This is a genomic window from Streptococcus mitis, assembly GCF_047464965.1.
In the GTDB taxonomy this organism is placed as follows: Bacteria; Bacillota; Bacilli; order Lactobacillales; family Streptococcaceae; genus Streptococcus; species Streptococcus mitis_DU.
Window position 1 is genome coordinate 178,501 of the sequence record NZ_JASHAT010000002.1, and the last position, 26,996, is coordinate 205,496.

Here is a 26,996-nt window from a genome sequence, read left to right on the forward strand (position 1 = left end):
CGATTCATTTATATTATTTTTGTGTCCTAGGTACAAAAAAATAATATTATCAAACTCTTCCTAAACATACTCAGATATATATTGCATAAAAATACAATATAGAGAACGATAAACTATCATCTCAAAAATAAATTTATACTATTTCTGAGATGTACTATTTGTAGCGGGTAAATCCCCTATAGATATAGCCGCTTTTCTTCAATCCACTATACAGTTGACAAAAAGCCAAAAAAAGAAGATGACGAATCATCTTCTTAAAAACTATGAGTTTTTAGTCTTCTTTTTTCTTGCGAGAAAGAAGTCCAAATCCACTAAGGGCTCCAAGAAGTCCAAGTGCTGCTAGGCCTGCATGGGCTTCTGTACCTGTGTTAGGCAATTCTTTTTGACCTTCAACATATTTAGGTGTTGCTGGTTTAGCAGTTGTATCAGTTGCTACTGTTGCATCTGCTTGAGCTGGTGCCGCTGGTTGAGTTTGATTTGGTGTTGCTGGTTGTCCTGGTTCTGCTGGAGCTGTTGGAGCTGCAGGTTGTTCAGAAGCAGTTGGTCCAGCAGGTTGTGGCGTTGCCACTTTCTTGTAGTGGTGTACAAGATTTCCATTTGGATCTTTTGTAGTTGTTTGGTATTCATATCCAGAAACAGCCTTAGGAGATTGTGCGCCGTTTTCGCTTGGAGAGATAGTTTTACCATTTTCATCTACATAGTAAGTCACAACTTGATCAGGCTGAACTGGTGCCGGGATAAGATCTGTAGACTCTTTAGGTGTTACTTTTACTGGTACTTCCAATTCGATAATTTCACCAGTTGGTAATTTCACCTTCACTTTAACAGCTGTTTTTTCTCCAGGTGTTTCAGTTGTTGGGATTTCTCCAACTTCAATAATTTCCCATCCTGATTCTTTAGGAATGTTGACGTGTTTCTTCACATCATCTGGTGTAATTGTTGTTCCTTGAGGTACAACGATTGGTGTTACAGTTGGTGTAGCAATTACTGGTACTTGTACTTTCATTGTTTTACCGTTTGGTAATTTAACTGTAACTGTTGCTGATGGTCTTACACCTGCAGGGAATGTTTCAGGAAGTTCTGGTTCCCCTACGATTTCCCATCCAGTTACTCCTGGGATTTCGATGTGTTTTTGTACATCTTCTTTAGTTAATTTAGTTCTTTCTGGAACAATGATTGGTGTAACTTTTGGTTCTACCACATTCACTACTACAGGAACTCGTACAATTTCTTTACCATCTTTATCCTTAACAATAACAACAGCTTCTTTTTTACCTGGTTTAGAAGTATCTACTGGTGTATCGTATTCGAATGTAGCTCCTTCTGGGTAATTTCCTGGTGTAATGTTATCTTTTGGATCTGGAGTATCACCTTTTGGTACAAGTTGTTCTTTACCTTCAACCACTGTTACTGGTACTTTAACTGTTGTTTTGTACTCTTTACCATTGACAGTGTAAATCACTGGTACTTCTACTTCTCCAGCTTTTCCTGGCTCTGAAGTTTTTGGTACTGTAACATTTGTTAAATCAACTTTAACAGTTGCTCCTTCAGGAAGTTTTTTCTTGAATTCTTCGTTGTTGATTGCATTTTCTGCATCTTTACCAACTTTATCTTTTAATTCTTTCTCTGAAAGATCTTTTGGTACAACAACTTCTCCAGCTTTTGGTTTTGGTAATACTGTTACTGGAACTTTAACGTTTTCTTTGAATTTACCATTTCCGTATGTTACTGGTACTTCTACTTCAACGTCTTTTGCTCCAGCTTTTCCTGCTGTAGATGGAACTTTTGTAGGGTCTCCTACTGTTCCGCCTTTACCAGGTTCAATACCTTTCTTAATTTCTTCAGAATTTGGTGTGTCACCTTCAAATACTACTACTGATGGTGGTGTTGAAGACACAACGTTTACTGGTACTTCAATCACTTTAGTGATTTTGTTTCCATCTTTATCTTTGTATTCAACTGTTACAGTTGCTGGAGTTTGTTTACCTACAGTATCTGTTCCAGGAGTTGTATTAACATCTGTTACTGTAACTGTTACACCGTCTGGAAGACCTTCAAGTTTTTTAGCTGCTTCTTCTGCTTTTTCTTTAACAACTTTTGCTAATTCAGTCTTATCAGCATCTTTTGGTACTGTTACACCTTCTGGTTTAACTTTTGGTAATACTGTAACAGGTACTGTTACTTCTTCGTCTCCACCATCTTTATAAGTTACTTTAGTAGTAACTTTAACATCTGGAGAACCTACTTTACCTTCTGTTGTAGGGATAGCTTTGTTGATCTCTTCATCAGTTACAGGTGTTGTAGTTCCATCAGTATCAGGAGTGATTGCTTTGTTTACATCCTCAGCTTTTGGTTTATCACCTTCTACAACGTACACAGGTTTTACATCTGAACCTTTAACATTTACTGTTACTGGGATTGTAGTTGTGTAATCTTTTCCATCAACTGTGTAGGTTACTGGCACATTAACAGTTCCTGTGTTTGTACCTTTTTCAGCTGTTATTTTAGCTAATACATCTTCAGTCACATCGCCAACAGTTACTGTTGCACCTTTTGGTAATTTAGATGTGAAGTCTGTTGCTTCAACAGCTTCTTTAGCTTTATCTTTTGCTAATTCTTTCAGTTTATCTGGAGTTGTATTCTTAGCTACTGTTACTTCACTTTCAGCTTTTGGTAATACTGTTACTGGAACTTTAACTGTTTCAGTCACTTTTCCATTGTCGTAAGTTACTGGTACATCAACTGTTACATCTGTAGCTCCAGCTTTATCTTTTGTAGATGGAACTGTTGTTGGTTCTCCAACTGTTCCACCTTCACCTGGTGTTACTGAATCTTTGTCTAATTTTGGTGTGTCACCTTCGAATACGACTACTGGTTTTGGTGTTGAGCTTACTACTTTAACTGGTACGTTAATTGTATCTTCACCAACTACATTACCTTTATCATCTTTGTATAATACTTTTACAGGAACTGTATCTTTGTCCCCATTTGAATCTGTTTTTGGTAATGTGTAAGAAGTTTCTCTTTCATCTAGTGATGCAGTAATTCCAGCTGGTAAGTTTGTTAATTTACTTACTGCTTCATTCGCTTTTTCTTTTACAGCATTAGTTAGAGCTGTGTCATCAGTATCTTTAAGTACTGTCACACCTGTTGGTGTTGCTTTTGGTAATACTTTAACTGGAACGTCTACATTTTCATCACCAGTTGGGTATTTAACAGTTGCTTTAACTGACAAATCAGTTGCTCCTACTTTAACTTTATCCGTAGGAACGTCTTTATTGATGTCAGCTTCAGTTACAGGAGTTAAATCTCCACCTTTATCAGGTGTAACTGCTTCATTAACATCAGCTGGTTTTGGTTGATTTCCTTCTACAACATATACAGGTTTCACTTCTGAACCTTTAACATTTACTGTTACTGGAATTTCTGAAGTATACGTTGTTCCGTCTGGTGATGTAAATGTTACTGGAACTTTTACAACTACTGGTTCACCTTTTTTATTAGCAATATCAGCAGGAATTTCAGGAACTTCTCCTACAGTAACTGTATATCCTTCTGGCACTTTTTCAGGGAAGTCAGGAGTTTTAATTAACTCTTCTGCTTTAGCTTTTAAAGTATCCTTAACTTTATCTGGAGTAGCTCCTTTAGGTACGTCAACTTCACCTTCTGTTCTAGGAAGAACTGTAACTGGTACTGTTACATTTTCTGTAACTTCTGTTCCATCTACATTGTGAGTCACTGTTGTTGGAATTGTTAATCCAGTTTGACCAGCTTTTCCATCAGTTTTGAAGATATCACTTGCTTTTGGTTCATTAGCAGTACCTTTACCAAGGGTAGTAGCTGGTTCTACTTTTTCTTTAACACTAGCAGGTGTAATTTCATCACCTTCAAATACTACAACTGGTTTTGTAGTTGATTTAACAACGTTTACCTCAATATCAACAGTAGTCTCATATGTTTTACCATCTACTGTATACGTTACAGGTACTTTAACAACCCCACGACCATCTTCAGCAACTTTTGTAATTGCAATATTATCTTTATTAACAAAAGTTGAACCATTAGTGTCACCTAATGCAGCTGTACCAGTAACATCGTTTAATAATTTAGTAAACTCTGGTGATTTAATAGCTTCTTGTGCTTTCGCATAAGCAATTGCTTTTAATTGTTCATCAGTTGTGTTAATTGGTACGGTAATGACTGAGTTAGTTTGTAAACTATTAATGAAGATTTCTCTACCATATTTGTGGTTTGGATCATCTGAATCTGCTAAACCATTACGGTTAAATTCATTTTCATAAGCTGGTTTTAAACCATTTGCAGTATATGAGTACAGTCTGTTACCTTCTGCATCCGTATCTCCAAAACCACTCTTAACTGTTACTTTAAAGTCAGCTGGTCCTACGAAGTTATCTGCTGCTGTAAATGGAATACTTGTTTTACGAGAGTTTGTCTCTGCAGCAGCCATACGATTTCCGGCTGGTACGTTATAAGTTAATTTTCCACCTTTTGAGTTATCACTTGGATCGTTAGGAACCCATTTAATTGTATTTGCCCAAACATTTCCTAACCAGTTTGATCCACCGTTAGCATTGTAGATTTTATCTTCTAACGTTACACCTTTAGGAACTTCTACTGTCACTTCAACATTTGATGCACCATAGTAGTCAATATTCATTCCACCAGTGTTTTTAATATCGATATCAAATACACCTTTTTGACCTTTATCATAAATTGTATCTTTTGTATATCCGAATTCAAAACTTTTGTTTCCTGAACGAACATTAGTTAATACTTCAGCAGCTGGAGCAGTTGCGATACCAATACCACCGATTAAGTAACCATCTTTAATATTGATTTTGTTATCATTAATTAAACTATTTGTTCCTTGACTTCCTGCTTCAATTAACACTTTAATTTTAGTTGTTTCAGCTGGAATATCATAAATACGGTCTAGGTGGTTCCATCCGTTAGCAGCAAGAGCAGCTTGTTCAGTTGCTAAAGGAGCATTTTTACCTTCAACTGGTTTGATTTCTTTACCAGTGAATGCATCTACGATTGTTAATTTAACTCTTTCACCTGATGATGTTGATGTTGAACCACCATATGCAGCACTATGAATTAAGTTAACATTTAGACGAGAATTTCCGTTTACATCGAATTCTTTCGAAAGTGTTGTACCTTTACTTCCTAATTCTAGATAGTAATCACGGTTTTTCACTTCACCGAACACATTTTTTCTCATTACATCAATTGTTGGAGTTACTGAAGGAACAGCACCACTACCATTAACATAACTTTTTTCACCTGAAGTTTGGTATTTTTTTAATTCTCCATCGTTTGAATAGATTTTAGATTTTGGAACTTCACGTGTACTTGGTTGTCCATCTTTATCTGTAACATTTGTTACATCAAGTGGTTTAACCGCATTAACTTTTTCACCTTTTTCAATTTTCCAACCATTTAACATACCAGCTTCTGCATCAGCTTTTGTAATAGCTTTTTCTTGCCAGTTATAGGTTGCACTACCGATTGTATCTTTTGCATTTGGAACATTATTTACTTTATTAGTAATGTCACGTCCACTTTCATATTGTTTAGCAATTGTTTCTGATTTTTTATCTGCATCAGTGAATGTTACTTTGTCTCCGAAACCTTCTTTTAAGCTTTCGAATACACCGTTTTTAGGGTTGTTACCATAAGCAGCATGGTTTTCACTAACAGGAGCACCTAATTCAGTTTTTCCTGCTAAGTAAAATGCTAATAAGTCACGTTCAGATTTAACAGCTTCTGCTTGTTGGCTCATTGCTTGAGCTGATGTTGCTTCTGCAGCATTCGCTTTCGTTACTACACCATTAGCTTTTTCAATAACTTTAGTGTAAGTATCAATTACTGCTTGATCTTTTTTATTCGCATCTTTTGCTTTTTGTTCATCAAGTTTAGCTTGAATTTTAGCAATATTTGCTTGTAATTCAGTTAAAGCGTTATCTCTTTCAGCTTTGTATTTAGCTGCTTCTTCTGCCGAGTTAGCTGCAGTTGTATCTACTGTTCTAAAGCCACTTTCACCTTGACCAGGAATGGCCTGTCCATTACGTGAATCTTGGTTTTTGTTTTCTTTCTTATCTGCAGTTGCTTTTGGCATACTTTCTAATACGAAAGCTCTGTTTTTCAAAGAACTTGTTGAATAATCAACTTCTGCTTGTGTTGCTTTGTCGTTTGAAAGAAGGGCTTGCGCCTTAGCAAGTTCTGCTTTTGCTGCTTCGATGGCTGAGGCAGTCTTTTCAGTTAGACCTGCTTTCCCAAGGGCTGCTTCCATACGAGCAATAGCTGCTTCCAATTTGCTTGTATCAGCCTTTGTAGCTGATGCTTCTTCCGCTTTTGGTGATTCTGCAGGTGCTGATGGTTGTTCAACTTCAGAAGTTGGTTTTTCTGCAACTGGTGCTGTTGGTTGCTCAGCTTTTGGTGCTACCACAGTTGATGTAGCAGTTTCAGTTGAAGATTGAGCCTTATTTGAATCTTCTGGATTCCCAGCGTTAGGGTTTACTTGTTCGTTTGTTGCTGGAGTTGTTGAAGGTGTAACATCCGCGTGAACAGTTGCTGCTCCACCAAACATCATGTAGGCTGCTACAGCTACTGACGCTGCTCCAAAACTATACTTACGGATTGAAAAGCGCTGGACTTTTTGTCCGTGGTACTTGTCCATTCTTGAATACATATTATCTCCTTTTTTTAATAAATCTTAATTGCGGAATTAGGCCCAAGTAATTCAAAAACTCCCCCCTTCCCAGCCTGATTCAGAAAGTAAGATAGCTGCACTTAGGTACATCATTCCCAACTTACATTATAACATTATTTCAATTAAACTGTCTACGTTTTATATCCTAAATATGTATTTTTCTATATATATATATATATATTAATCTTATTTTTAAGTGATTTCATTTTTAAAAAAAGTAAAAGGCCGATTTGACCTTTTACTTTCATCTCATTATTTAAGGTTTAATACGATGCAACATACGTGGGAATGGAATAGCTTCACGGATGTGTTTTGTTCCTGCTGCGAAGGTTACCATACGCTCGATACCGATACCAAATCCTCCGTGTGGAACTGTACCGTATTTACGAAGGTCAAGGTAGAATTCATACTCAGTACGATCCATGCCAAGTTCATCCATTTTTGCGACAAGGGCATCGTAGTCTTCCTCACGCATAGAACCACCGATAATTTCTCCATAGCCTTCTGGAGCAAGCAAGTCTGCACAAAGCACGCGCTCTGGATTTCCAGGAACTGGTTTCATGTAGAAGGCCTTGATGGCTGCTGGATAGTTCATGACAAATGTTGGCACACCAAAGTGGTTTGAAATCCAAGTTTCATGTGGTGAACCAAAGTCATCACCATGCTCAAGATGTTCGTAGTCAGCATCTTCATCATTCTCATGCTCTTGCAAGAGGTCAATGGCTTGATCGTAAGTGATACGTTTGAATGGCTCTGAAATGTAGCGTTTCAAGAGTTCTGTATCACGTTCCAAAGTTTCCAAGGCTTGAGGCGCACGGTCAAGAACACCTTGAAGAAGAGCTTTCACATAAGCTTCTTGCAAGTCAAGTGACTCATCATGTGTCAAGTATGAGTACTCTGCGTCCATCATCCAAAACTCAGTCAAGTGACGGCGTGTTTTTGATTTTTCAGCACGGAATACGGGACCAAAGTCAAAGACACGACCAAGGGCCATAGCGCCTGCTTCTAGGTAAAGCTGACCTGATTGGCTCAAGTAGGCTGGAGTTCCGAAGTAATCCGTTTCAAAGAGTTCAGTTGAATCTTCTGCCGCGTTTCCTGAAAGGATTGGGCTATCAAATTTCATGAAGCCGTTCTTGTCGAAGAACTCATAAGTTGCGTAGATGATAGCGTTACGAATTTGCATCACCGCTACTTGCTTACGAGAACGGAGCCACAAGTGACGGTTGTCCATCAAGAAGTCTGTTCCGTGTTCTTTTGGTGTGATTGGGTAGTCTTGAGATTCACCAATCACTTCGATATCTGTAATGTCCAATTCATAGCCAAACTTAGAACGTTCGTCTTCTTTGACAATACCTGTCACATAAACAGACGTTTCTTGGCTCAAGCGTTTGATGACATCAAACTTCTCAAGCCCCACTTCTTCACCAAATTTCTCTACAAAGTTTGGTTTAAAGGCCACACCTTGGAAGAAGGCTGTTCCATCGCGCAATTGCAAGAAGGCAATTTTCCCTTTTCCTGATTTGTTGGCAACCCAAGCTCCAATCGTCACTTCTTGACCAACATAGTCTTTTACATCGATAATCGTTACACGTTTTGTCATTATTTTTCCTTTTCTTTTTCTTTTATTTTTCCATAAATGCTTTCAAGCGTTTAACTGCTTCTTTAAGCGTGTCTAGGTCTGTCGCATAGCTGAGGCGGACATTTTCTGGCGCTCCAAAACCTGCTCCTGTTATAAGTGCCAAACCAACTTCCTCAAGAATAGCTGTTGTAAAGTCAGTCACATCCGTATAACCTTTCATCTCCATGGCTTTTTTAACATTTGGAAAGAGGTAGAAGGCTCCTTGTGGCTTAACAACTTCAAAACCAGGGACCTCACATAATAGCGGATAAATGGTATTGAGACGCTCCTCAAAAGCTTTACGCATGATATCAACAGAATCCTGTGGTCCTGTTAAGGCTTCGATAGCCGCATATTGAGAAACAGATGTCAAATTTGAAGTTGTTTGTCCCGTCAATTTACTCATAGCTGCAATGATTTCAGGATCACCTACCGCATAACCAACTCGCCAACCCGTCATGGCATAGGCCTTAGATACACCGTTGATAACAATGGTTTGCTTACGAATTGCTTCTGATAGACTTGAGATTGGAACAAATTCATTTCCATTATAAACAAGGCGACCGTATATATCATCTGCTAAAATCAGAATGTTATGCTCAACTGCCCAATTTCCGATAGCTAGTAATTCTTCACGAGTATAAATCATACCAGTCGGATTAGATGGTGAATTGAGAACCAAAACCTTTGTCTTATCTGTCCTAACTAGTTCTAGTTGATCCACTGTGACTTTAAAATCATTGTCTTCTTTAGCTTGAACAAAGACTGGAAGCCCTTCTGCCATCTTGACCTGATCTCCATAACTAACCCAGTATGGAGTTGGAATAATAACCTCATCTAAAGGATTGATTACAGCCATAAAGAAAGTATAGAGGGAGAACTTGGCACCGGTAGCAAATGTGACTTCGTTGGCCGCTACGGAATAACCATAATAACGCTCAAAATAGGTATTGACTGCTGCTTTTAACTCAGGCAAACCTGAAGCTACCGTATAGAAAGAAGCACGTCCATCTCGAATGGCTGCAACAGCTGCATCTTGAATATTTTTGGGAGTATGGAAATCGGGCTGACCTAAAGTTAAGAAAAGTACATCTTTTCCTTCAGCCTTTAACTTCTTTGCTCTTGCATCACTAGCCAGAGTCACACTTTCTTCCATTTCTAAAACACGGTTGGATAGTTTCATAGGCCCTCCTTATTGACCAATGCTCCTGTTTCAAAATCTACTAGGTAAAAATCAGAGCCTGACTTGACTTCCCAAATTGGCTTGTCTTGATAACGACCAAAGGTAATCTTGTCAATCTCGCCAGCTCCTTTTTCCTTCGAAACAGCTTCTGCTTTTTCTTGTGAAACACCTTGATTTAGCTGATAAACGTAAATCTTATGGTCATCTTTTCCAATCAGGACAGCAAGTGCTTCTTGCTGTTTATTATGACCAAGAACACTGTAATAAGATTCCAAGCCATTGTATAAGTCAACCTGATCAGCCTGCTCTAATCCTGCATACTGCTGAGCTAATTTTTCTCCTTCACTTTTAGCTGTTTGATAAGGTCTCATACCCAAAAACACTAGATACAGAAAGGAAGCACTGATAACCACAAACAAAATCGTCATCCCTATACCATACTGCCACAGTAGATTATTTTTTGCTTTGTTTTGTCTTTTTTTCACTCGTCTATTTTACCATCTATTAAACTTTATTACAAGTGAATATAAGAATACTCTTCGAAAATCAAATATAAACCAGGATCCAAAAAACACTTCTTACTTTTCCAGTCGCAAACGACTAAAGTTTCTGTAATTTTTAATTTTCAAATAAACTCTGAGCAAATTTCTTGCAAGGTGTTTTCTTTTGTTGTAATATATTTTATAACAACGAGGCAATTCTCGAAATTTTAAGAAAAAGGAGACACATCATGTCTAAAAAAGTATTATTTATCGTCGGATCCCTACGTCAAGGTTCTTTCAACCACCAAATGGCTCTCGAAGCTGAGAAAGCACTTGCTGGTAAAGCGGAAGTTAGCTACCTTGATTATTCAGCCCTTCCTCTCTTCAGCCAAGATTTGGAAGTTCCAACACATCCAGCTGTAGCGGCTGCTCGCGAAGCGGTTCTCGCTGCGGATGCCATCTGGATCTTCTCTCCAGTCTACAACTTCTCTATCCCTGGAACAGTGAAAAACTTGCTTGACTGGCTATCTCGTGCCCTTGACTTATCTGATACACGTGGCGCTTCTGCCCTTCAAGACAAGTTTGTCACAGTATCATCTGTAGCCAATGCAGGTCACGATCAACTCTTCGCTATTTACAAGGACCTCTTGCCATTTATCCGTACACAAGTCGTTGGTGATTTCACTGCTGCACGTGTCAATGACTCTGCTTGGGCAGACGGAAAATTGGTTCTTGAAGAAACAGTCCTAAACTCACTTGAAAAACAAGCTCAAGATTTGGTCAATGCAATCTAGTCATCTCTAATTGCTATTCTAAAACAGACAATCGGACAGACTTTTAGCCCTCTATATAAAAGAACTAGACAATTCATCAACAATCGAATGACTAGTTCTTGAAATACGAAAAAAGAACTAGAGTTCTCACAAATGAGTGAGTTTTCTAGTTCTTTTTGATTTACAAAGACTTCACGTAGGGAAAGCTACCAAGGATCAGATGAGATCATCTATTTAAGCTTCCTCTTCATCGTCTTTTTTCTTTTTGGCAAATAGCAAACCAAATGCGCCAAGAAGAGAGAGAACCCCTATTGCTCCTGTAGCACGGTCTTCTTGTGTACCAGTATTTGGCAATATTGCTTTCGGTTGAGAAACTGATGGATTCGTTTCTGATACTTCATTCTGCAATTGAGCAGACACTTCAACTGTTTGACTTGGTTGTCCAGCCGGTTGAGTAGCTGGCACCTCAGCAGGGGTAGCAATATCCGGTCTAGGATTTGTATCGTAAGATGGTGCAGCTGGTCTTTGCTGAGCGTCACCTGTTGGTCTAACTGGACTCACTTTCCTGAAGATGTGAGTTACAACATCACCTTTAGTTTCTGTTCTTACAAATACATAACCTTCAATTTCACCATGTTCAAATGCTTCATTGGCTTCACCTAATACCGTTGGAGCTTTGGAATCCGCTGGTTTCAATTCTTTACCATTTTCATCAACCCACTTAGTGATAATCAGTTGAACTTTAGGTACTTCTACTGGATCAGGAAGATCACCATTCACACCTCCATTGAATTCTGGGACTTCATGTGTTGGTGAATTTGGTGCGTTCACTCCGCCATTAAATTCCGGTAAGGTTTCTTGAATTTCTGGCTCACCATTTACTCCACCTGCAAACTCTGGAACTCCATGAACTGGCGAATCCGGGGTATTTACTCCTCCATTAAATTCTGGAATTTTCAAAATTTCTGGTACACCTTTTGCATATGCAAATACCAATTTATCTCGAGAAATTTCATGACTGACTTTTGTTTCCGGATCTGTAATTGTCACATTTCCTTTTGAATCAACTGTTACATCTTTTCCTGGATTTGCTTTTGTCACTTTTTCTTTCACTTTATCTTGTTCTTCTGGACTTAAGTTCTCAGGATTTTTCACAGGTACTTTTTCCATCGGAACTACTGGACTGAAATCTTCTGGATTCACAGTAATTACAACATCAACATCTTCTGTACTTCCATCTGGATACGTTACAGTTACAACACCTTTTTTCTCCCCATGTTTTGAAGTATCTGGAATTTTTCCATCTTTCCATCCAAAAGTCGTTCCTTCTGGTAACGTTTTTACATTTTCAATACTATCTTTTGCAGATGGTACTTGAGCATGTTCTACTGTTTGAGCTTTTGGTTGGGGATCGTAATCATCTTTTTGTGGCGTTACGTTTACCGTTACCGTCACTTCTTCCGTACTATGGTCTGGATATGTGATTAATACTTTCCCTGTCTTACTTCCTGGTTTACTTGTGTCTGGTTGTTCTGACCAGCTATAGTTTGTTCCTTTTGGTAAGTCATTTGTATTAATACTTTTCTCTGGATCTGGTACTTCGTTGTGACGAACAGTTTGGTTCGGTTCTTTTGCCGTTGGGTTGAAGGTATCTTTTTGTTCTTTTACCCTTACTGGTACTTCTACTTCATCTTCCGTTCCATCTGGATAATGAACTAAGGCTACTCCTGGATGACTGCCCGGTGTGCTGACATCTGGCCTTGTCTTCCATGTAACAGTTGTGCCTTCTGGTAAGCCGGTTTTGGTTACACTTGTTTCTGGATCTGGTACGTGTCCATTGTCCACTTCTTGAGGGATTCCAGTTGGTGTGTAGTCATCATTTTGAGGCGTTACGTTTACCGTTACCGTCACTTCTTCCGTACTCTTATCTGGGTAAGTGATTAATACTTTTCCTGTCTTACTTCCTGGTTTACTTGTGTCTGGTTGTTCGGACCAGCTATAGTTTGTTCCTTTTGGTAAGTCGTTTGTATTAATACTTTTCTCTGGATCTGGTACTTCGTTGTGACGCACAGTTTGGTTCGGTTCTTTTGCCGTTGGGTTGAAGGTGTCACTTTGTTTCTTAACTGTGACTGGTACTTCTACTTCATCTTCCGTTCCATCTGGATAATGAACTAAGGCTACTCCTGGATGACTTCCTGGTGTATTCACAACTGGAGTTTCTTTCCATGTGACGGTTGTGCCTTCTGGTAAGCCTGTTTTGTTTACACTTGTTTCTGGATCTGGCACATGTCCATTGTCTACGGTTTGCGCAATACCAGTTGGGCTGTATTCATCATTTTGTGGAGTTACGTTTACCGTTACCGTCACTTCTTCCGTACTATGGTCTGGATAGGTGATTAATACTTTTCCTGTCTTACTTCCTGGTTTACTTGTGTCTGGTTGTTCTGACCAGCTATAGTTTGTTCCTGCTGGTAAGTCGGTTGTATTAATACTTTTCTCTGGATCTGGTACTTCGTTGTGACGAACAGTTTGGTTCGGTTCTTTTGCCGTTGGGTTGAAGGTATCTTTTTGTTCTTTTACCCTTACTGGTACTTCTACTTCATCTTCCGTTCCATCTGGATAATGAACTAAGGCTACTCCTGGATGACTGCCCGGTGTGCTGACATCTGGCCTTGTCTTCCATGTAACAGTTGTGCCTTCTGGTAAGCCGGTTTTGGTTACACTTGTTTCTGGATCTGGTACGTGTCCATTGTCCACTTCTTGAGGGATTCCAGTTGGTGTGTATTCATCATTTTGAGGCGTTACGTTTACCGTTACCGTCACTTCTTCCGTACTCTTATCTGGGTAAGTGATTAATACTTTTCCTGTCTTACTTCCTGGTGTACTTACATCTGGCCTTGTCTTCCATGTTACGCTTGTACCTTCTGGTAAGCCTGTTTTGTTTACACTTGTTTCTGGATCTGGCACGTGACCATTGTCCACTTCTTGCGCTATTGCGGTTGGATTGTATTCATCTTTTTGTGGCGTTACTTCTACTGTTACAGGCACTTCTTCCGTACTATTATCTGGGTAGGTGATTAATACTTTGCCTGGTTTGTTTCCTGGTTTACTTGTGTCTGGTTGTTCTGACCAGCTATAGTTTGTTCCTTTTGGTAAGTCATTTGTATTAATACTTTTCTCTGGATCTGGTACTTCCTTGTGACGAACAGTTTGGTTCGGTTCTTTTGCCGTTGGGTTGAAGGTATCTTTTTGTTCTTTTACCCTTACTGGTACTTCGACTTCATCTTCCGTTCCATCTGGATAATGAACTAACGCTACTCCTGGATGACTGCCCGGTGTGCTGACATCTGGCCTTGTCTTCCATGTAACAGTTGTTCCTTCTGGTAAGCCTGTTTTGTTTACACTTGTTTCTGGATCTGGTACGTGTCCATTGTCCACTTCTTGAGGGATTCCAGTTGGTGTGTATTCATCTTTTTGTGGCGTTACGTTTACCGTTACCGTCACTTCTTCCGTACTCTTATCTGGATAGGTGATTAATACTTTTCCTGTCTTACTTCCTGGTTTACTTGTGTCTGGTTGTTCTGACCAGCTATAGTTTGTTCCTGCTGGTAAGTCATTGGTATTAATACTTTTCTCTGGATCTGGTACTTCCTTGTGACGAACAGTTTGGTTTGGCTCTTTTGCCGTTGGGTTAAACGTGTCACTTTGTTTCTTAACTGTGACAGGAACTTCGACTTCATCTTCTGTTCCATCTGGATAATGAACTAAGGCTACTCCTGGATGACTGCCCGGTGTGCTGACATCTGGTCTTGTCTTCCATGTAACAGTTGTTCCTTCTGGTAAGCCTGTTTTGTTTACACTTGTTTCTGGATTTGGTACGTGTCCATTGTCCACTTCTTGCGCTATTGCAGTTGGGCTGTATTTTCCACGCATTGACCAAACTGTAATATTTACTAAGATTGATGTCGAATTCCCAGCTTTATCTCTAGCTACTATCGTTACACCATACATTACATTGTCAGAATCAATTCTCGGTACTTCTCTAACACCCTCTTTGAACACAATTGTTCCAGAAGCTTGATCAAATGTTAAGAATGAAGGCATATTATTTACTTCAATCGTAGCAACTCCACTACCATTTGCATTATCTTTTGCCTCAATCTTCATAGGAGGCAATGTTTTATCTAAAGCCGTCATTCCCCAGTTTGTATGTTCTGCTGGTGTTTGAATTGTTGGATCCGTAACATCTTTTACTTTCAATGGAATTGTAACGTCTTGTTCTGAACCATCAATATATGTTACTTTTGCTTGTATTGTTTGGTCTCCATACGCCTCAGTGTTAATTGGTGTTTTGGATTCCACGGTTGCAATTTTAGAATTTCCATTCTCACCTTGCGCATTTGTCGCAGTTACTGCTCCTTTTAACATTTCTGGAGTAACTGATACATTTTGATTTACTTCAATTTGTGTTCCAGTTGCTGTAAAATCTTCACTTACTTTTCTAACCGTTACATTTACTGTCACTACATCTTTTGAACCATCTGGATAAGTTACTTCAGCCACTCCTGTAGTAGTTCCTGGTGTATTTACTACTGGTGGTGTTTTCCACGTCACTTTTGTTCCGTCTGGCAATCCTGCTTTATCTACACTTGCATTAGAATCTGGCACTTGTCCATAACTCGTATTTTGTGGAATCGGCGTAGGATTAGTCTTCGCACTCATTGAAGATACAGTGATTTTCGCAGTTCTTTCGCTGACATTTCCTGCTTTGTCTTCTGCTCGAATATTTAAAGTAAATTCTTGACTTGGTGTATTCCCTGCTAATTTTTCTACTGCGTCTTTTCCTGATTTGAATTTAATAGTGTGAGTTGGACTATCATAATCTAGATAATCTGGTAACCCTGTTACAGTAACGTTTTTAATACCACTTCCGTTTTCATTATCTTCCGCTCTTACTTCCATATTTGGTAAAGCTTTGTCTAATGCCGTTACTTCCCAGTTTGTATTTTCTGCTGGCGTTTGTATAGTTGGCGGTGTTACGTCTTTTACTTCTAGAGGAATATCAACTGGATCAGTGGTATTATCCAAATAGGTTACTGTCGCTTTGATTGTTTGTGGGCCTGCATGCACAGTGCTAACAGGAGATGCAGTAACTGACTTGACTTTTCTAGTTCCACCATTATCCACTGTTACTGCTGCTTTTAATCTATCACTCGTTACCGAATCATTTTGATTGACAGCAATTGTCTTTCCAGTTGGTATATGTTCATCACTTAGTTTACGGACTTTCACGGTTACAGTTACTGTATCTGTTGAGCCATCTGGATAGCTTACAGTTACGAATTCGGTTTTATCCCCAGGGCCTGTTGTCGTATTAGGTTGTGTTGCCCATCCGTATCTTGTACCTGTTGGCAGCCCATTTTTTTGAATACTTGTTCCTGCATCAGGCGCTTCCCCATAACTTACTTCTTGAATTTGAGAATTAGCAACTGCTGTATATTTTTGTGTTTGAGATTGAATATGGAAAGTAATATTTTTAGTCGCAGTATTTCCTTTTTTATCAACCGCTTTAACAGTCACTTGAATACTTGATTTACCAAGTTGGAAATTATTTGGAATAACGCCATTAATTTCAATTTTTGATTTTTTTGCATTGTAAGATAATGGATTCGGTAGATTGTCAACCGTTACAGAGTTACTTTCTTTCAGCCCTACTCCTTTATCATTATCTTGAGCGTGAATATTGATTTCACTAGGTAATCCTTCTAATCTCGTTAATGTAATATTATCAGGGGCAGTAATTGTCGGTTTGATATTATCTACAATCTCAACTGGAATATTCACAGTTTTCATCAAATGGTTACCACGAAGAATTTCGATTTCTTTATGCTGGATACCTGCTGCAGAAGTATCTACATTAGATGAACCACCTTTCCAACGAACGGTTAACTCTCTGGGAATTGCTGAATTGTTTGAGACTGTTACGTAATTTCTAGCATCTCCTAGTTGTCCAGATTGATTTTGATTAATTTTCTTATCTTGTTTTCCTATAAAGTCTAAAACAGTATAAGGAGTTGTTACGTCTTTACTTACCCCGTTTTGATAAGTGGTCGTTACGACAACGTTTCTTGTGCCTGCTTGTTGCAAGTTAAATGGTGTTTTATACGTTACCTGAGCCGTTGTCGGTACTTCGTGACCTGTTTTAGAGCGTACTAATTCCCTTGGATTCGTATATATTTCTTTTGAATCCCCAAAATAAGCCGTCAGACTAGAATGTTTTGCTTCAACATCATTTGTCGCATTTGTTTGGATGGTTTTAGGATTGAATCCATCTTTAAAATGAATCGTCATTGTTGCACCATCAGCTGATACTTCAGCATGGTCAAAGTCAATATGATTCGCACGATTAACCACATTTGGATGCTCTGCTTTAAATTTTTCAATTAAAGCATTCTTTTCTGTTTCCGTTAAATGACGGACATCATCCACATAAGTTGGCGTTAAATTATTAACAGTATTACGTTCACTTTGAGGTTTGATAGTCAGAGTATAGGTAATTGTATTTTGCTTATTTTTTCCGTTCGCCCCAATTGTAATATGATAAGTACCTGGTGTTACATTACCGCCATTCCCTATAGTCCCAACAAGAGCCATTTGCACTTCAGGATTATTTACATTCCAATAGTTAGCAGCAATATCTACTTCTTCTTTCTTTCCTGTTTGGAAATTTTTATAAGCTACACGTAGTTTTAAACCATTAACTTGATCTAAACCACTAATAATTCCTACTCGTTTTACATAATATGGAGTAGGATCTTCCTCACCACGTTTTGGACCATTCGGATATCTTACTAACGGTTCCCCATTTCCTCTTTTACCATATGCTGTCATCACCGAGAATAAAGTATCTGAATTATAAAAAGTTAATTCTTTTTTATTTTCGTTTACTAACGCATTACTACCCTCGTATTTGTTAGCAATTGACGATATCCAAATCGCTCTAAACCCACTCTCTCCCTTACCATCAATTGGTTTTCCATTCCGTGGATCACGTTTCCCAGATTGTGCTCGAGTTACTCTATTAGCTACTTTGTTGCGGAGGCTCTTCGCTTCATTTAGAGCACCATCAACTTCACTATCAGTGGATTTTTCCTCAGATAAATCACCAAATGCTTGAAGAGATTTGCTTTCAGATTCACTAAATTCATAACTAATTTCTCCTGCTAATTGGTTAATTTCTGAAACAAGAGCCTGAACCTTAGCGATCTTTTCTGTTAAAAGATTTTTCTTTTCATCACTATCGTTTGCTTTGTCTGCTTGCTTTTCTTTTTTGTCTATGTCGTTGCTTTTCTCTTCCAGTTGAGCAAATGAGTCAGACAAAGCTTGAACTTCTTTATCTATCTCATCCTGACTAGTACCTGCTTTATCCAAGACTGCTTGCGCACGCGACAAAGAGAGATTAAGATTTTCAACTGATTTAGCTGTTTTAGTCTGTAAATCAGTGTTCCTAATCTTTTCAATTAATTCATTTAAAGTAGTTTTATCCACAGTTTTGACTGTATTCTCTACAGCCTTTTCAATAATTCTATCTTCTGGAACATGTTCAGAAATCTTATCTGATTCTTTAACATGATTTTCTACCTGTGGATGATTTTCCACATCGTTTGGAACCTTGTCACTATTCGGATCTTCATCTTTGACTTTAGTTGAATCATTCAGAGACGCAACCATTTCATCAGCATGAACAAGATGTGGATTCTGTATCGTCACTGCTCCTGTAGCCAAAAAAAGAGTGCACCCAAAAAGAAAATGCTTCCCTTTCTTTATCATCCTCCAATTCTTTTGATTGATTCCTTTTCGATTAAAAAACATAAAGAACTCCTTGCTTCAAACTATCAAATTTCTTCTTGTATATATTATATTCTTTTATTTCCTTATATGCAAACCCTTTCGATACATAATATATTGTTTATAAGATTTGTTATATTTTTGTAAAAATAATTTACTAATCCAGAAAATTACTAAATTCATTTTATTATCAAAAAATGAGCAACTTTTATATTAAGTTACTCATTTTTATAAACTCTATTTTATTTAGATTATACTATCCTACTAGTTAAATCAGTATTAACACTTTATATTTAGCGATGTCTTCTAGCATGACCACGAGTTCCTGGTCCAGTTCTAATTGGTTTAACTTGTTTACCTGGACGTGAAGGAACATGGTGTACTGGTCCATGATGAGGTCTCGTTAAATGCGGTTTAGGCTGAACACTTGGTTTTGGATGAGTAACAACTACATTTGGTTTTGTAACAACTCCGACTACATGCGTGTGGCTGGTAGTACCAGTATGAATGACACTTGTCACCTCTGAATGAGTTTCGGTCTCATTTGTCGTGATAGTGACAATCGGTGTTGTTGGACCTGCTGTTGCCGCATTTGAGGTAACAGTGGTTGTCGTTGTAGTTGTAGTCGTAGCCGTTCCACCAGGAACAGGTGTTGTCTCTGTTTTCTTATTAACAGATGTTTGTGAAGAAAAATCTGTTGGTTTAATTGCAGCCAAGGCTTCAGCTGGAGTTAAGCTAGGTTTTGAATCAGTAGTCGCTACCGGCTTTGGTTGCACAGCTGGTGTTGGTGTAGCTGGAGTAGATACTACTGGTTTAACAGGTGTTACCGGTGCAGGTGCTACTGGTTTCACTGGAGCAACTGGTTGTGGTGTGGCAACAGGCGCTGGAGTTACTGGTGTCGAAACTACTGGTTTGACAGGTGTTACTGGTGCTACCGGTTTTGGTTTAACGACAGGCGCTGGCTTGGCCGGAGTTGACACTGCTGGTTTAACCGGTGTTACTGGTCTTACCGGTACAACGGGTTTTGCAACAATTGGTGATGATGCAACAACTGGATTCGGAACAGTCAAAACTGGTTTGATAGAAATTCCATTCCCTAGACTAGAAGGAGTTGCTGCAATAGTTGTTACTCCTTGTGGAGTGACATTTGGTTTATGAACAGTCGTATCCACTGACGCTACTGGTTTATCATCAATTCTTGTGATTTTCCAATTATCATAAATAACTGCACCAGTAACGAGGTTAACTCTCGCCACTCTTTCAAAAACTACAGATCGAACTACATCTTTGAAAGCTTTTTTACCATCTTTTAGATATTTGTAGTGAATGGTCTGCTTGGTCATTTTTCTCAGTGTATCTAAGTTTTCAACCGATTTAGGCCAAACAGGTGACAATGCATCTCCTGCTACCAATGGATTTCCAGCAATTGGTTTTGGATCATCTGCTGTAACAGTCATAACTTTTTCGATTAATTGAACTGAGAATACTTGATCAGTTTGTTTTTCACTGTCAAAGCGTTTATCATTAGCATTTGCAAAACCGTCATGTACTAATTCATATCCTTGTTTTAGGTATTGATTAATACGAGTTTTTGAATTATAAGCAATTGTTTCACCTGGAAGACCAACTACACTATCCACATTTCCTAAAACTTTAGGACTTGTTTCTGTTTGATTGAGGTATTTAACCTGTGCTTTTTGTTGAGCAAGATAATCATAAACAACATGGATATCAGCCTGTGTCAAATGTCCCTTACTATTAGCAGGTGTTTGTGACAAGACATATACTACACCATCTTTTTCGAAACGTTCAGGAACTTTAGCAGTCACATCATAGTTATTTCCCAACAAGTTAATGAGATTTGAACTCTTATCATGTGGTGTATTGAATGTTTCTAAAATAGCTTGACTTGTTTTATCACGATATTGAATATCAACTTTACCAAATTTAGCTTCTTCGTACACAGCTACCACGTTAGCTTGAGCTCGTGTAATCGTACCAGATGTCTTCGTATTGCTATAAAAACGATCATTTTGTGCGTACTCTTTGAAGACATAATATTTACCATTTGGTGAATGTAATAGATAAGGTGCTGTGATAGATGTTGTTTGAATTCCTTTGTTTTCTTGAACTTCTGTCTCAGTTGTATTTCTCTCCAAAGTAGCTACATAGCTAGTATCAATTTTGGTAGATGGTCTTACAGTAGTGAATTTGTCTTGAAGGATACCTCCATTTTCCACCGCTGCAATGGCAGGAAGAAGCATTTTCCCTTGAGTATCAACGAAGCGAACAGCTACATCTCCATATACAAGGCGTCCATCTGTTCTTACCATATCTGGGTTGGCAATTTTCCAGTCAGAGTCAGCAGCTTGTTCGTATTGGTCTGTAAGATTTTTACCTTTGGCATCAACAACTGTCAATGTCCCTGGAACATTTGATTTAAAACCATTTCTAGCTTCATTCAGATAATTAACTGTGTGACTTGTCGGAACACGGTCAACTCCAAAGTCTTTTGTACGTAATACATAGGTTCTTCCAGCCAACATCTTTCCAGAAACGAGTTCAAAGGTTAATTCATTATCAGCAGCCTTAAGAATCTTAAATTTTGCATGTTGACCTGGTTCTTCACGAGGCGCCTCCAAAATAACATTATGACGATTTACCCTTGTTCTTGATGTATCAGGGCTAGTATTTATCATTTCGACATTGTGGGCACCACGTTCAACAAATTCACCGACAGTAGCAAACTTATTGAATTCTGTATCATTGATACGAACGGTGAAACGGGTCCCTGCACTAAAGTTTGATTTCCATGTTCCGATACGAAGAGTGCTGTTATATGTTTTGATACTACCATCATCATCCAACATAACATCACCTGTGAAGTTAGCTGTAGCTGGTGTATCATAAACTTTAGGTGCTCCTATATCTGTTTTAATCACAGTGTAATTCTTAGTGACTACATTTTGACCATTAACTGAAATAACACCAGTTACAGACTTATCCACGTTCACTCGAGGATAACGAATTCCGCCTCTGTATTGAAGTTCAAAAGTAACATCATCTAGACGTTCAATTTCATCAGTGAAACGGTAAGTTGCTTCAATATGACTTCCTTTGTCAACTAAATCCCATGATTCTTTTGTGTCCAGAGCAACGTCACGATCTCCACGTGAAGCCCAGTATGAAAGGCTTCCAGCTTTGGCATTATCATTTTTCTGAACCAGACTCACTCGTTCTGCAAATACTTTACCTTCAGCAACCAATTTTTGAGGAAGATTATTGTCTTGCGGTAATTCCTTCAAACCAATTGTGAAGATATCCCCCTTATGATAGGCACCATTTTTAAATTTTAATTGGAAACGATAATCAGCAATACCTGTTGAAGTCACACGATCCGCCATATCGATTGTACCACTGGCAATAATATTTCCATTATCGATAGCTACATCTTGTGTTTGAGTTGGCGATAGACTAGCGCTAATTTTCTTGCCGTGTCCTGCACGTTGCAACTCAGTATATACTGTTTCAATAGCTGAATACAGTTGGTTTAATTGAGTCTTAAGATTTTCTGCACTAACATATGAATCTTTCAACAAGGATTTTGATTGTGAAATCTGAATTGTTGCTGCCTTAACAGCTTCTTGAACCAAGGCTTTTTCTTCAACTTTACGATCTGCTTCTTGAGCATAACGAACAGCAACTTGATTTAAAACTTCTGCTTCTGATACAACCTGTTCCAAGGTAGTTTTTTCGACTGATTTTTCTTCTTTTACCTTCTCACTTGAAGTAGGTGAGGTAGTTTTTTCTTCACTAGACTTAACTTCTTTAAAAGTGAATTCTTTTGAGTCAGAAATTTTTGTCTCAGCTGCCACTTTAGACTCTGCTTCCTTCTTTAGAAGGGCATTGATATCTAATTCTTCTTTTTCCAAAACTGGAGCTTGAAGAGTTGAAGGTAATTCTGCTATTTTTTCCTCAGATTTCTCTTGCTTGGTCTCTTCTGGTTTTTCAGAGACTTTTTGTTCTTCTTTTTCAGTGCGATGTGAATCTACTTTCTGTTCATCTGCACTCACATTTGAATAAGTACCAAAAACCATCAAGGCAGCTACAGCAACAGATACTGCACCAAAACTTGATTTTCTAATGGAATACTTGTTTACCTTATTCATTTGATTCCGTTTTACTCTTGAATACATATATTTTCTCTCTAACTTTTTATGATAAAAAAGGGAGTGGAATTGATGCTGTATTGACATACATTCTCACTCCCTAAAACACTACACTTCCAATATTTTGTTGTCTAGAGTTTTATTTTGATTTTATTCATCTCGTTTTGCTTTTCCAACTAAACTGAATCCAGTAAATAGGCCAAGTACTCCTAGAACTTGAGCCATACCAGAAGAGTGACCCGCAGTTTTTGGAAGTTCTTTTTCCTCCTCTTTTGGAGCTGAGTTTGGAGTTGGAACTGCTGATGGCACTTTTGGAGCTGGGGTAGAGGTTGGAACTGGAGTTGGCGTAACTTGTGGAGTTGGGGTTGGAGTCGGAATTGGAGTTGGGGTCGGTACCGGGGTTGGAGTTGGAACCGGAGTTGGGGTCGGTACTGGATCCGGCGTAACTTGTGGAGTTGGGGTTGGAGTCGGAATTGGAGTTGGGGTAACTTGTGGAATTGGTTGAACATTTCTATAAGTTACAGTTACAACCTGATTTCCAGTTTCTGCTGTAATTCCTTGAACCGCAGCCACTTTAGCAAGATCAGGATTATATCCTGCAATACTTGGAGATACCACTTCGTCAAAACTTGTCACTCCATCTTCAGAAACCCAAGATGTACTTGTAGCCTTACCTGTTACATTATCGATACTTAACATACGTGAAAAGCTTACTTGATCATGATGATCTTCACTTGCTTTTGTACCATCTTCAAATACATAATGAATCGTTCTTTCCACAAGTTTTGGAGTATCTTTTTTAACAGTGATCTTATGTTTCAATAGGACTGTATATTCTTGAACTTTTGTTTCATCTGTATCAAAAGTTGCATCTGCAGGGAAACCATCTTCCTGTAATAAGTACCCTTTTTCAAGCAACGATTTCAAAACAGTTTCTGTCGTATAGGCGATCTTTTCTCCTGATTTACCAGTAATATTGTCTGTATGAACGACTTCATCCTTGTTATCAACATCTATGTAACGAACAACTGCAACTTGTTCTGTCTTGACGTAAGTTACCTTTGTATCTTCACCTGGGTTTTCAGGTGTAACACTTGTACGCTCTGGTTTGTAGCCTACAATTTCAGGTACTGCTGTTTCTCCAGCTTTACGAGGATCATTTGCATCATTCAGGTATTGGGGTTGAGGAGCATTTGCAATTACATTTCCAGAAGCATCTACTGGAATGATTTTACCCAAAGCTTTATAGGTAACTGTATCTGTTGCTTTTGGTAAATCTGGCGTAACTGTCTTAGCACCAGCTTCTGCTTTATCAGCGAAATACCCTGTCACAACAGGTACTTTAACTGTTCCATAGGTATGGTCCTTATTTTCCCAAGTTGTTTCTTTAGTCGCTTCATTATATGATCCCTTGAAGACAAAATCATTTTGCACATTATCTTTAGGAGTTGCAGAACCTGCACCAGTAAAGCTTACAGTTTGCTCAGTTTCCTTAGTTAATGAATCAATAATTTCGTTATATGTTACAAAGGTATCTTTTCCGATGCGATCAGGATCAGATTCGTCATTTGGTTCGATTGTCTTGTCAACAATATTATATCCCCAAACAGTTGGTTGCTCGTTATTTAATACATGGAATTTTGGAGCTTCAGGAATTTTTGTTTCTGCTGCTTTTGTTGCATCGTTTGGATCATTATCATAGTACTTATAGAGAGCGTCTTCAATGTTTTGTACAACCTCTCCTTGTTCATTGATATATTGTCCTTTATTATTGACTGCTACAATACGTCCCATTTCTTTCAAGTCGACATTAACTTCTGTATCTTGAGGAGAATTTGGGTTAACCTCCATCGTTCCTACTTTATTCACAGTAGCATAGAATTTTGGTGTAATAGGAGTTCGTACTGCTTTGAACACTGCATTAACAGATGAATCAGCTTCTGAATTAGTTGAACTATCTGGCTCTGCTACAGTGGCACGTTTACCTCTTGATGAACGACGTACTGAACGCTCACCATTTTCAGTCACAGTTAAGCCTACTGGAGACACTTGAGAATTATTAACTTGTGTAGCTAAAAGATTCTCTGAAACTGGAGCTACTTCTGACAAAGCTCGTCTGCTTCTAGATGATCTAGCAACTCTTGATTCACCATTATTCGTAACTGATGGTTGAGATGCTACTGGAGCTACAACATCTTGGTTCTTAATTCCAGTAATCTTCCATTGTTCATAATGGATATCACCAGATACCAAATTCACAAGAGCATTTCTTTCATAGCTGATATGTTGATCAATTGTTCCATATGCAGCTTTTCCATTTTTAAGGTAACGGAAGTTAATACGGCGACTTATTGTTTGAGTCAATTTCTCCATTCTCTCAACAGTGCCTGGCCAATTTGGTGTATTTGGTTGTCCCGGATTGACTGGGGTGTTGGGTTGCGGTTTAGGATCTTTCGGTGTTACACGTTCGATACGTTCTGAAAGGGTTACAGTGTAGACTTGGTCACGTGCTGTATCGTAGTCATAAACCTTCGCACCACCTGATGTGAATTCATCGCTGACAAGGTTATAGCCTTGTTTCTTGAATTCTGTGATTTGACTTGTTGTGCTGTAGGCAATGGCTTCACCTGACTTACCTGTCACTTCATCTGTTGTGAGAACACGGTTACCGTTAGTGCTTACATAACGGATAACAGCTTTTTGGGCATCCTTACGATAAGTGACTGTTTCAACACGGTCTTGGTCTTTAGCTTGAACTCCACTTACAGCTGGGATTTCTGATTTATCCGCTGTGTAACCTGCGATAGTTGGAGATACCACTTTATCAAACGTATCATCATTAGTTGTCCAGTCTTGGAAGAAAATTTGACCAGTCACTAGGTTAATACGACTCCAACGTTTAAAGTTCAGTGTTTCAACCACATCATCCTTAGCCTTGCTTCCATCTTCGTAAACGTAATGGATGGTACGGCTAACACTTTCCTTGTTATCCAAATCATGGACACTAGCTGGCCAACGTGGGCTATCTGGTTGTCCTGGATTGACTGGGGTGTTTGGTTGTGGAGTTGGGTTATCTGGGTTCACTGGTTCAACACGTTCTGAAAGGGTTACTGTGTAGACTTGGTCACGTGCTGTATCGTAGTCATAAACCTTCGCACCACCTGCTGTGAATTCATCGCTAACAAGCTTATAGCCTTGTTTCTTGAATTCTGTGATTTGACTTGTTGTGCTGTAGGCAATGGCTTCGCCTGACTTACCTGTTACTTCATCTGTTGTGAGAACACGGTTACCGTTAGTGCTTACGTAACGGATAATTGCTTTTTGAGCATCCTTACGGTAAATAACTGTTTCAACACGGTCTTGGTCTTTCGCTTGAACTCCACTTACAGCTGGGATTTCTGATTTATCCGCTGTGTAACCTGCGATAGTTGGAGAGACCACTTTATCAAACGTATCATCATTAGTTGTCCAGTCTTGGAAGTCAATATGACCAGTCACTAGGTTAATACGACTCCAACGTTTGAAGTTCAGTGTTTCAACTACATCATCCTTAGCCTTACTTCCATCTTCGTAAACGTAATGGATGGTACGGCTAACACTTTCCTTGTTATCCAAGTTTTCAACGGTTCCTGGCCAACGTGGACTATCTGGTTGTCCTGGATTGACTGGTGTGTTTGGTTGTGGAGTTGGGTTATCTGGGTTAACTGGTTCAACACGTTCTGAAAGGGTTACAGTGTAGACTTGGTCACGTGCTGTATCGTAGTCATAAACCTTAGCACCACCCGCTGTGAATTCATCGCTAACAAGGTTATAGCCTTGTTTCTTGAACTCTGTGATTTGACTTGTTGTGCTGTAGGCAATGGCTTCTCCTGACTTACCTGTTACTTCATCTGTTGTGAGAACACGGTTACCGTTAGTGCTTACGTAACGGATAACAGCTTTTTGAGCATCCTTACGGTAAGTAACTGTTTCAACACGGTCTTGGTCTTTAGCCTTCACTCCGCTTACAGCTGGAATTTCTGATTTATCCGCTGTGTATCCTGCGATAGTTGGAGAGACTACTTTATCAAACGTATCATCATTAGTTGTCCAGTCTTGGAAGTCGATATGACCTGTTACCAAGTTGACATTGCTCCAACGTTTGAAATTCAGTGTTTCAACCACATCATCCTTAGCCTTGCTTCCAT

8 protein-coding genes are annotated in these 26,996 nt (G+C 38.8%); 1 reads left to right on the plus strand and 7 read right to left on the minus strand.

Annotated features, from left to right (window positions below):
• Positions 1–271: 271 nt before the first annotated feature.
• The 4 genes from QM408_RS02350 to QM408_RS02365 all read right to left on the minus strand — a co-directional run bounded on the left by QM408_RS02350 (position 272) and on the right by QM408_RS02365 (position 10,022).
• On the minus strand, positions 272–6,715 hold the full coding sequence (locus QM408_RS02350) for a YSIRK-type signal peptide-containing protein (protein WP_414373440.1): 6,444 nt from the start codon (positions 6,713–6,715) through the stop codon (positions 272–274).
• A 277-nt stretch (positions 6,716–6,992) separates the two neighbouring features.
• Positions 6,993–8,336 (minus strand): asparagine--tRNA ligase, encoded by a 1,344-nt coding sequence (gene asnS, locus QM408_RS02355; RefSeq protein WP_033677725.1) that lies wholly within the window; start codon positions 8,334–8,336, stop codon positions 6,993–6,995.
• 22 nt (positions 8,337–8,358) lie between these two features.
• On the minus strand, positions 8,359–9,537 hold the full coding sequence (locus QM408_RS02360) for a pyridoxal phosphate-dependent aminotransferase (RefSeq protein ID WP_414373443.1): 1,179 nt from the start codon (positions 9,535–9,537) through the stop codon (positions 8,359–8,361).
• The gene (locus QM408_RS02365; RefSeq protein ID WP_414373446.1) at positions 9,534–10,022 is read right to left on the minus strand and encodes a cell wall elongation regulator TseB-like domain-containing protein; all 489 of its coding nucleotides are present in this window, start codon (positions 10,020–10,022) and stop codon (positions 9,534–9,536) included. Before QM408_RS02365 ends, QM408_RS02360 begins: the two co-directional genes overlap by 4 nt.
• A gap of 245 nt (positions 10,023–10,267) precedes the next feature.
• On the opposite strand from QM408_RS02365, the gene QM408_RS02370 reads away from it, so the two are divergent.
• On the plus strand, positions 10,268–10,813 hold the full coding sequence (locus QM408_RS02370; protein ID WP_061439591.1) for an NADPH-dependent FMN reductase: 546 nt from the start codon (positions 10,268–10,270) through the stop codon (positions 10,811–10,813).
• Between the two features lie 213 nt (positions 10,814–11,026).
• On the opposite strand, the gene QM408_RS02375 is transcribed toward QM408_RS02370, so the two are convergent.
• From QM408_RS02375 to QM408_RS02385, 3 genes are all read right to left on the minus strand, one after another.
• On the minus strand, positions 11,027–18,562 hold the full coding sequence (locus QM408_RS02375; protein WP_414373449.1) for an SIALI-17 repeat-containing surface protein: 7,536 nt from the start codon (positions 18,560–18,562) through the stop codon (positions 11,027–11,029).
• 371 nt (positions 18,563–18,933) lie between these two features.
• Entirely contained in the window at positions 18,934–22,836 is a 3,903-nt protein-coding gene (locus QM408_RS02380; RefSeq protein WP_414373452.1) for a mucin-binding protein, read from the minus strand.
• A gap of 123 nt (positions 22,837–22,959) precedes the next feature.
• On the minus strand, positions 22,960–26,996 hold a 4,037-nt coding region (locus QM408_RS02385), incomplete at its 5' end, for a mucin-binding protein (RefSeq protein WP_414373456.1).

What these genes read in the sequence shown, in the direction of transcription:
- QM408_RS02350 (WP_414373440.1), bottom strand. Translation starts at nt 6,715, where the DNA reads ATGTATTCAAGAATGGACAAGTACCACGGACAAAAAGTCCAGCGCTTT.
- asnS (WP_033677725.1), bottom strand. Translation starts at nt 8,336, where the DNA reads ATGACAAAACGTGTAACGATTATCGATGTAAAAGACTATGTTGGTCAA.
- QM408_RS02360 (WP_414373443.1), bottom strand. Translation starts at nt 9,537, where the DNA reads ATGAAACTATCCAACCGTGTTTTAGAAATGGAAGAAAGTGTGACTCTG.
- QM408_RS02370 (WP_061439591.1), top strand. Translation starts at nt 10,268, where the DNA reads ATGTCTAAAAAAGTATTATTTATCGTCGGATCCCTACGTCAAGGTTCT.
- QM408_RS02380 (WP_414373452.1), bottom strand. Translation starts at nt 22,836, where the DNA reads ATGTATTCAAGAGTAAAACGGAATCAAATGAATAAGGTAAACAAGTAT.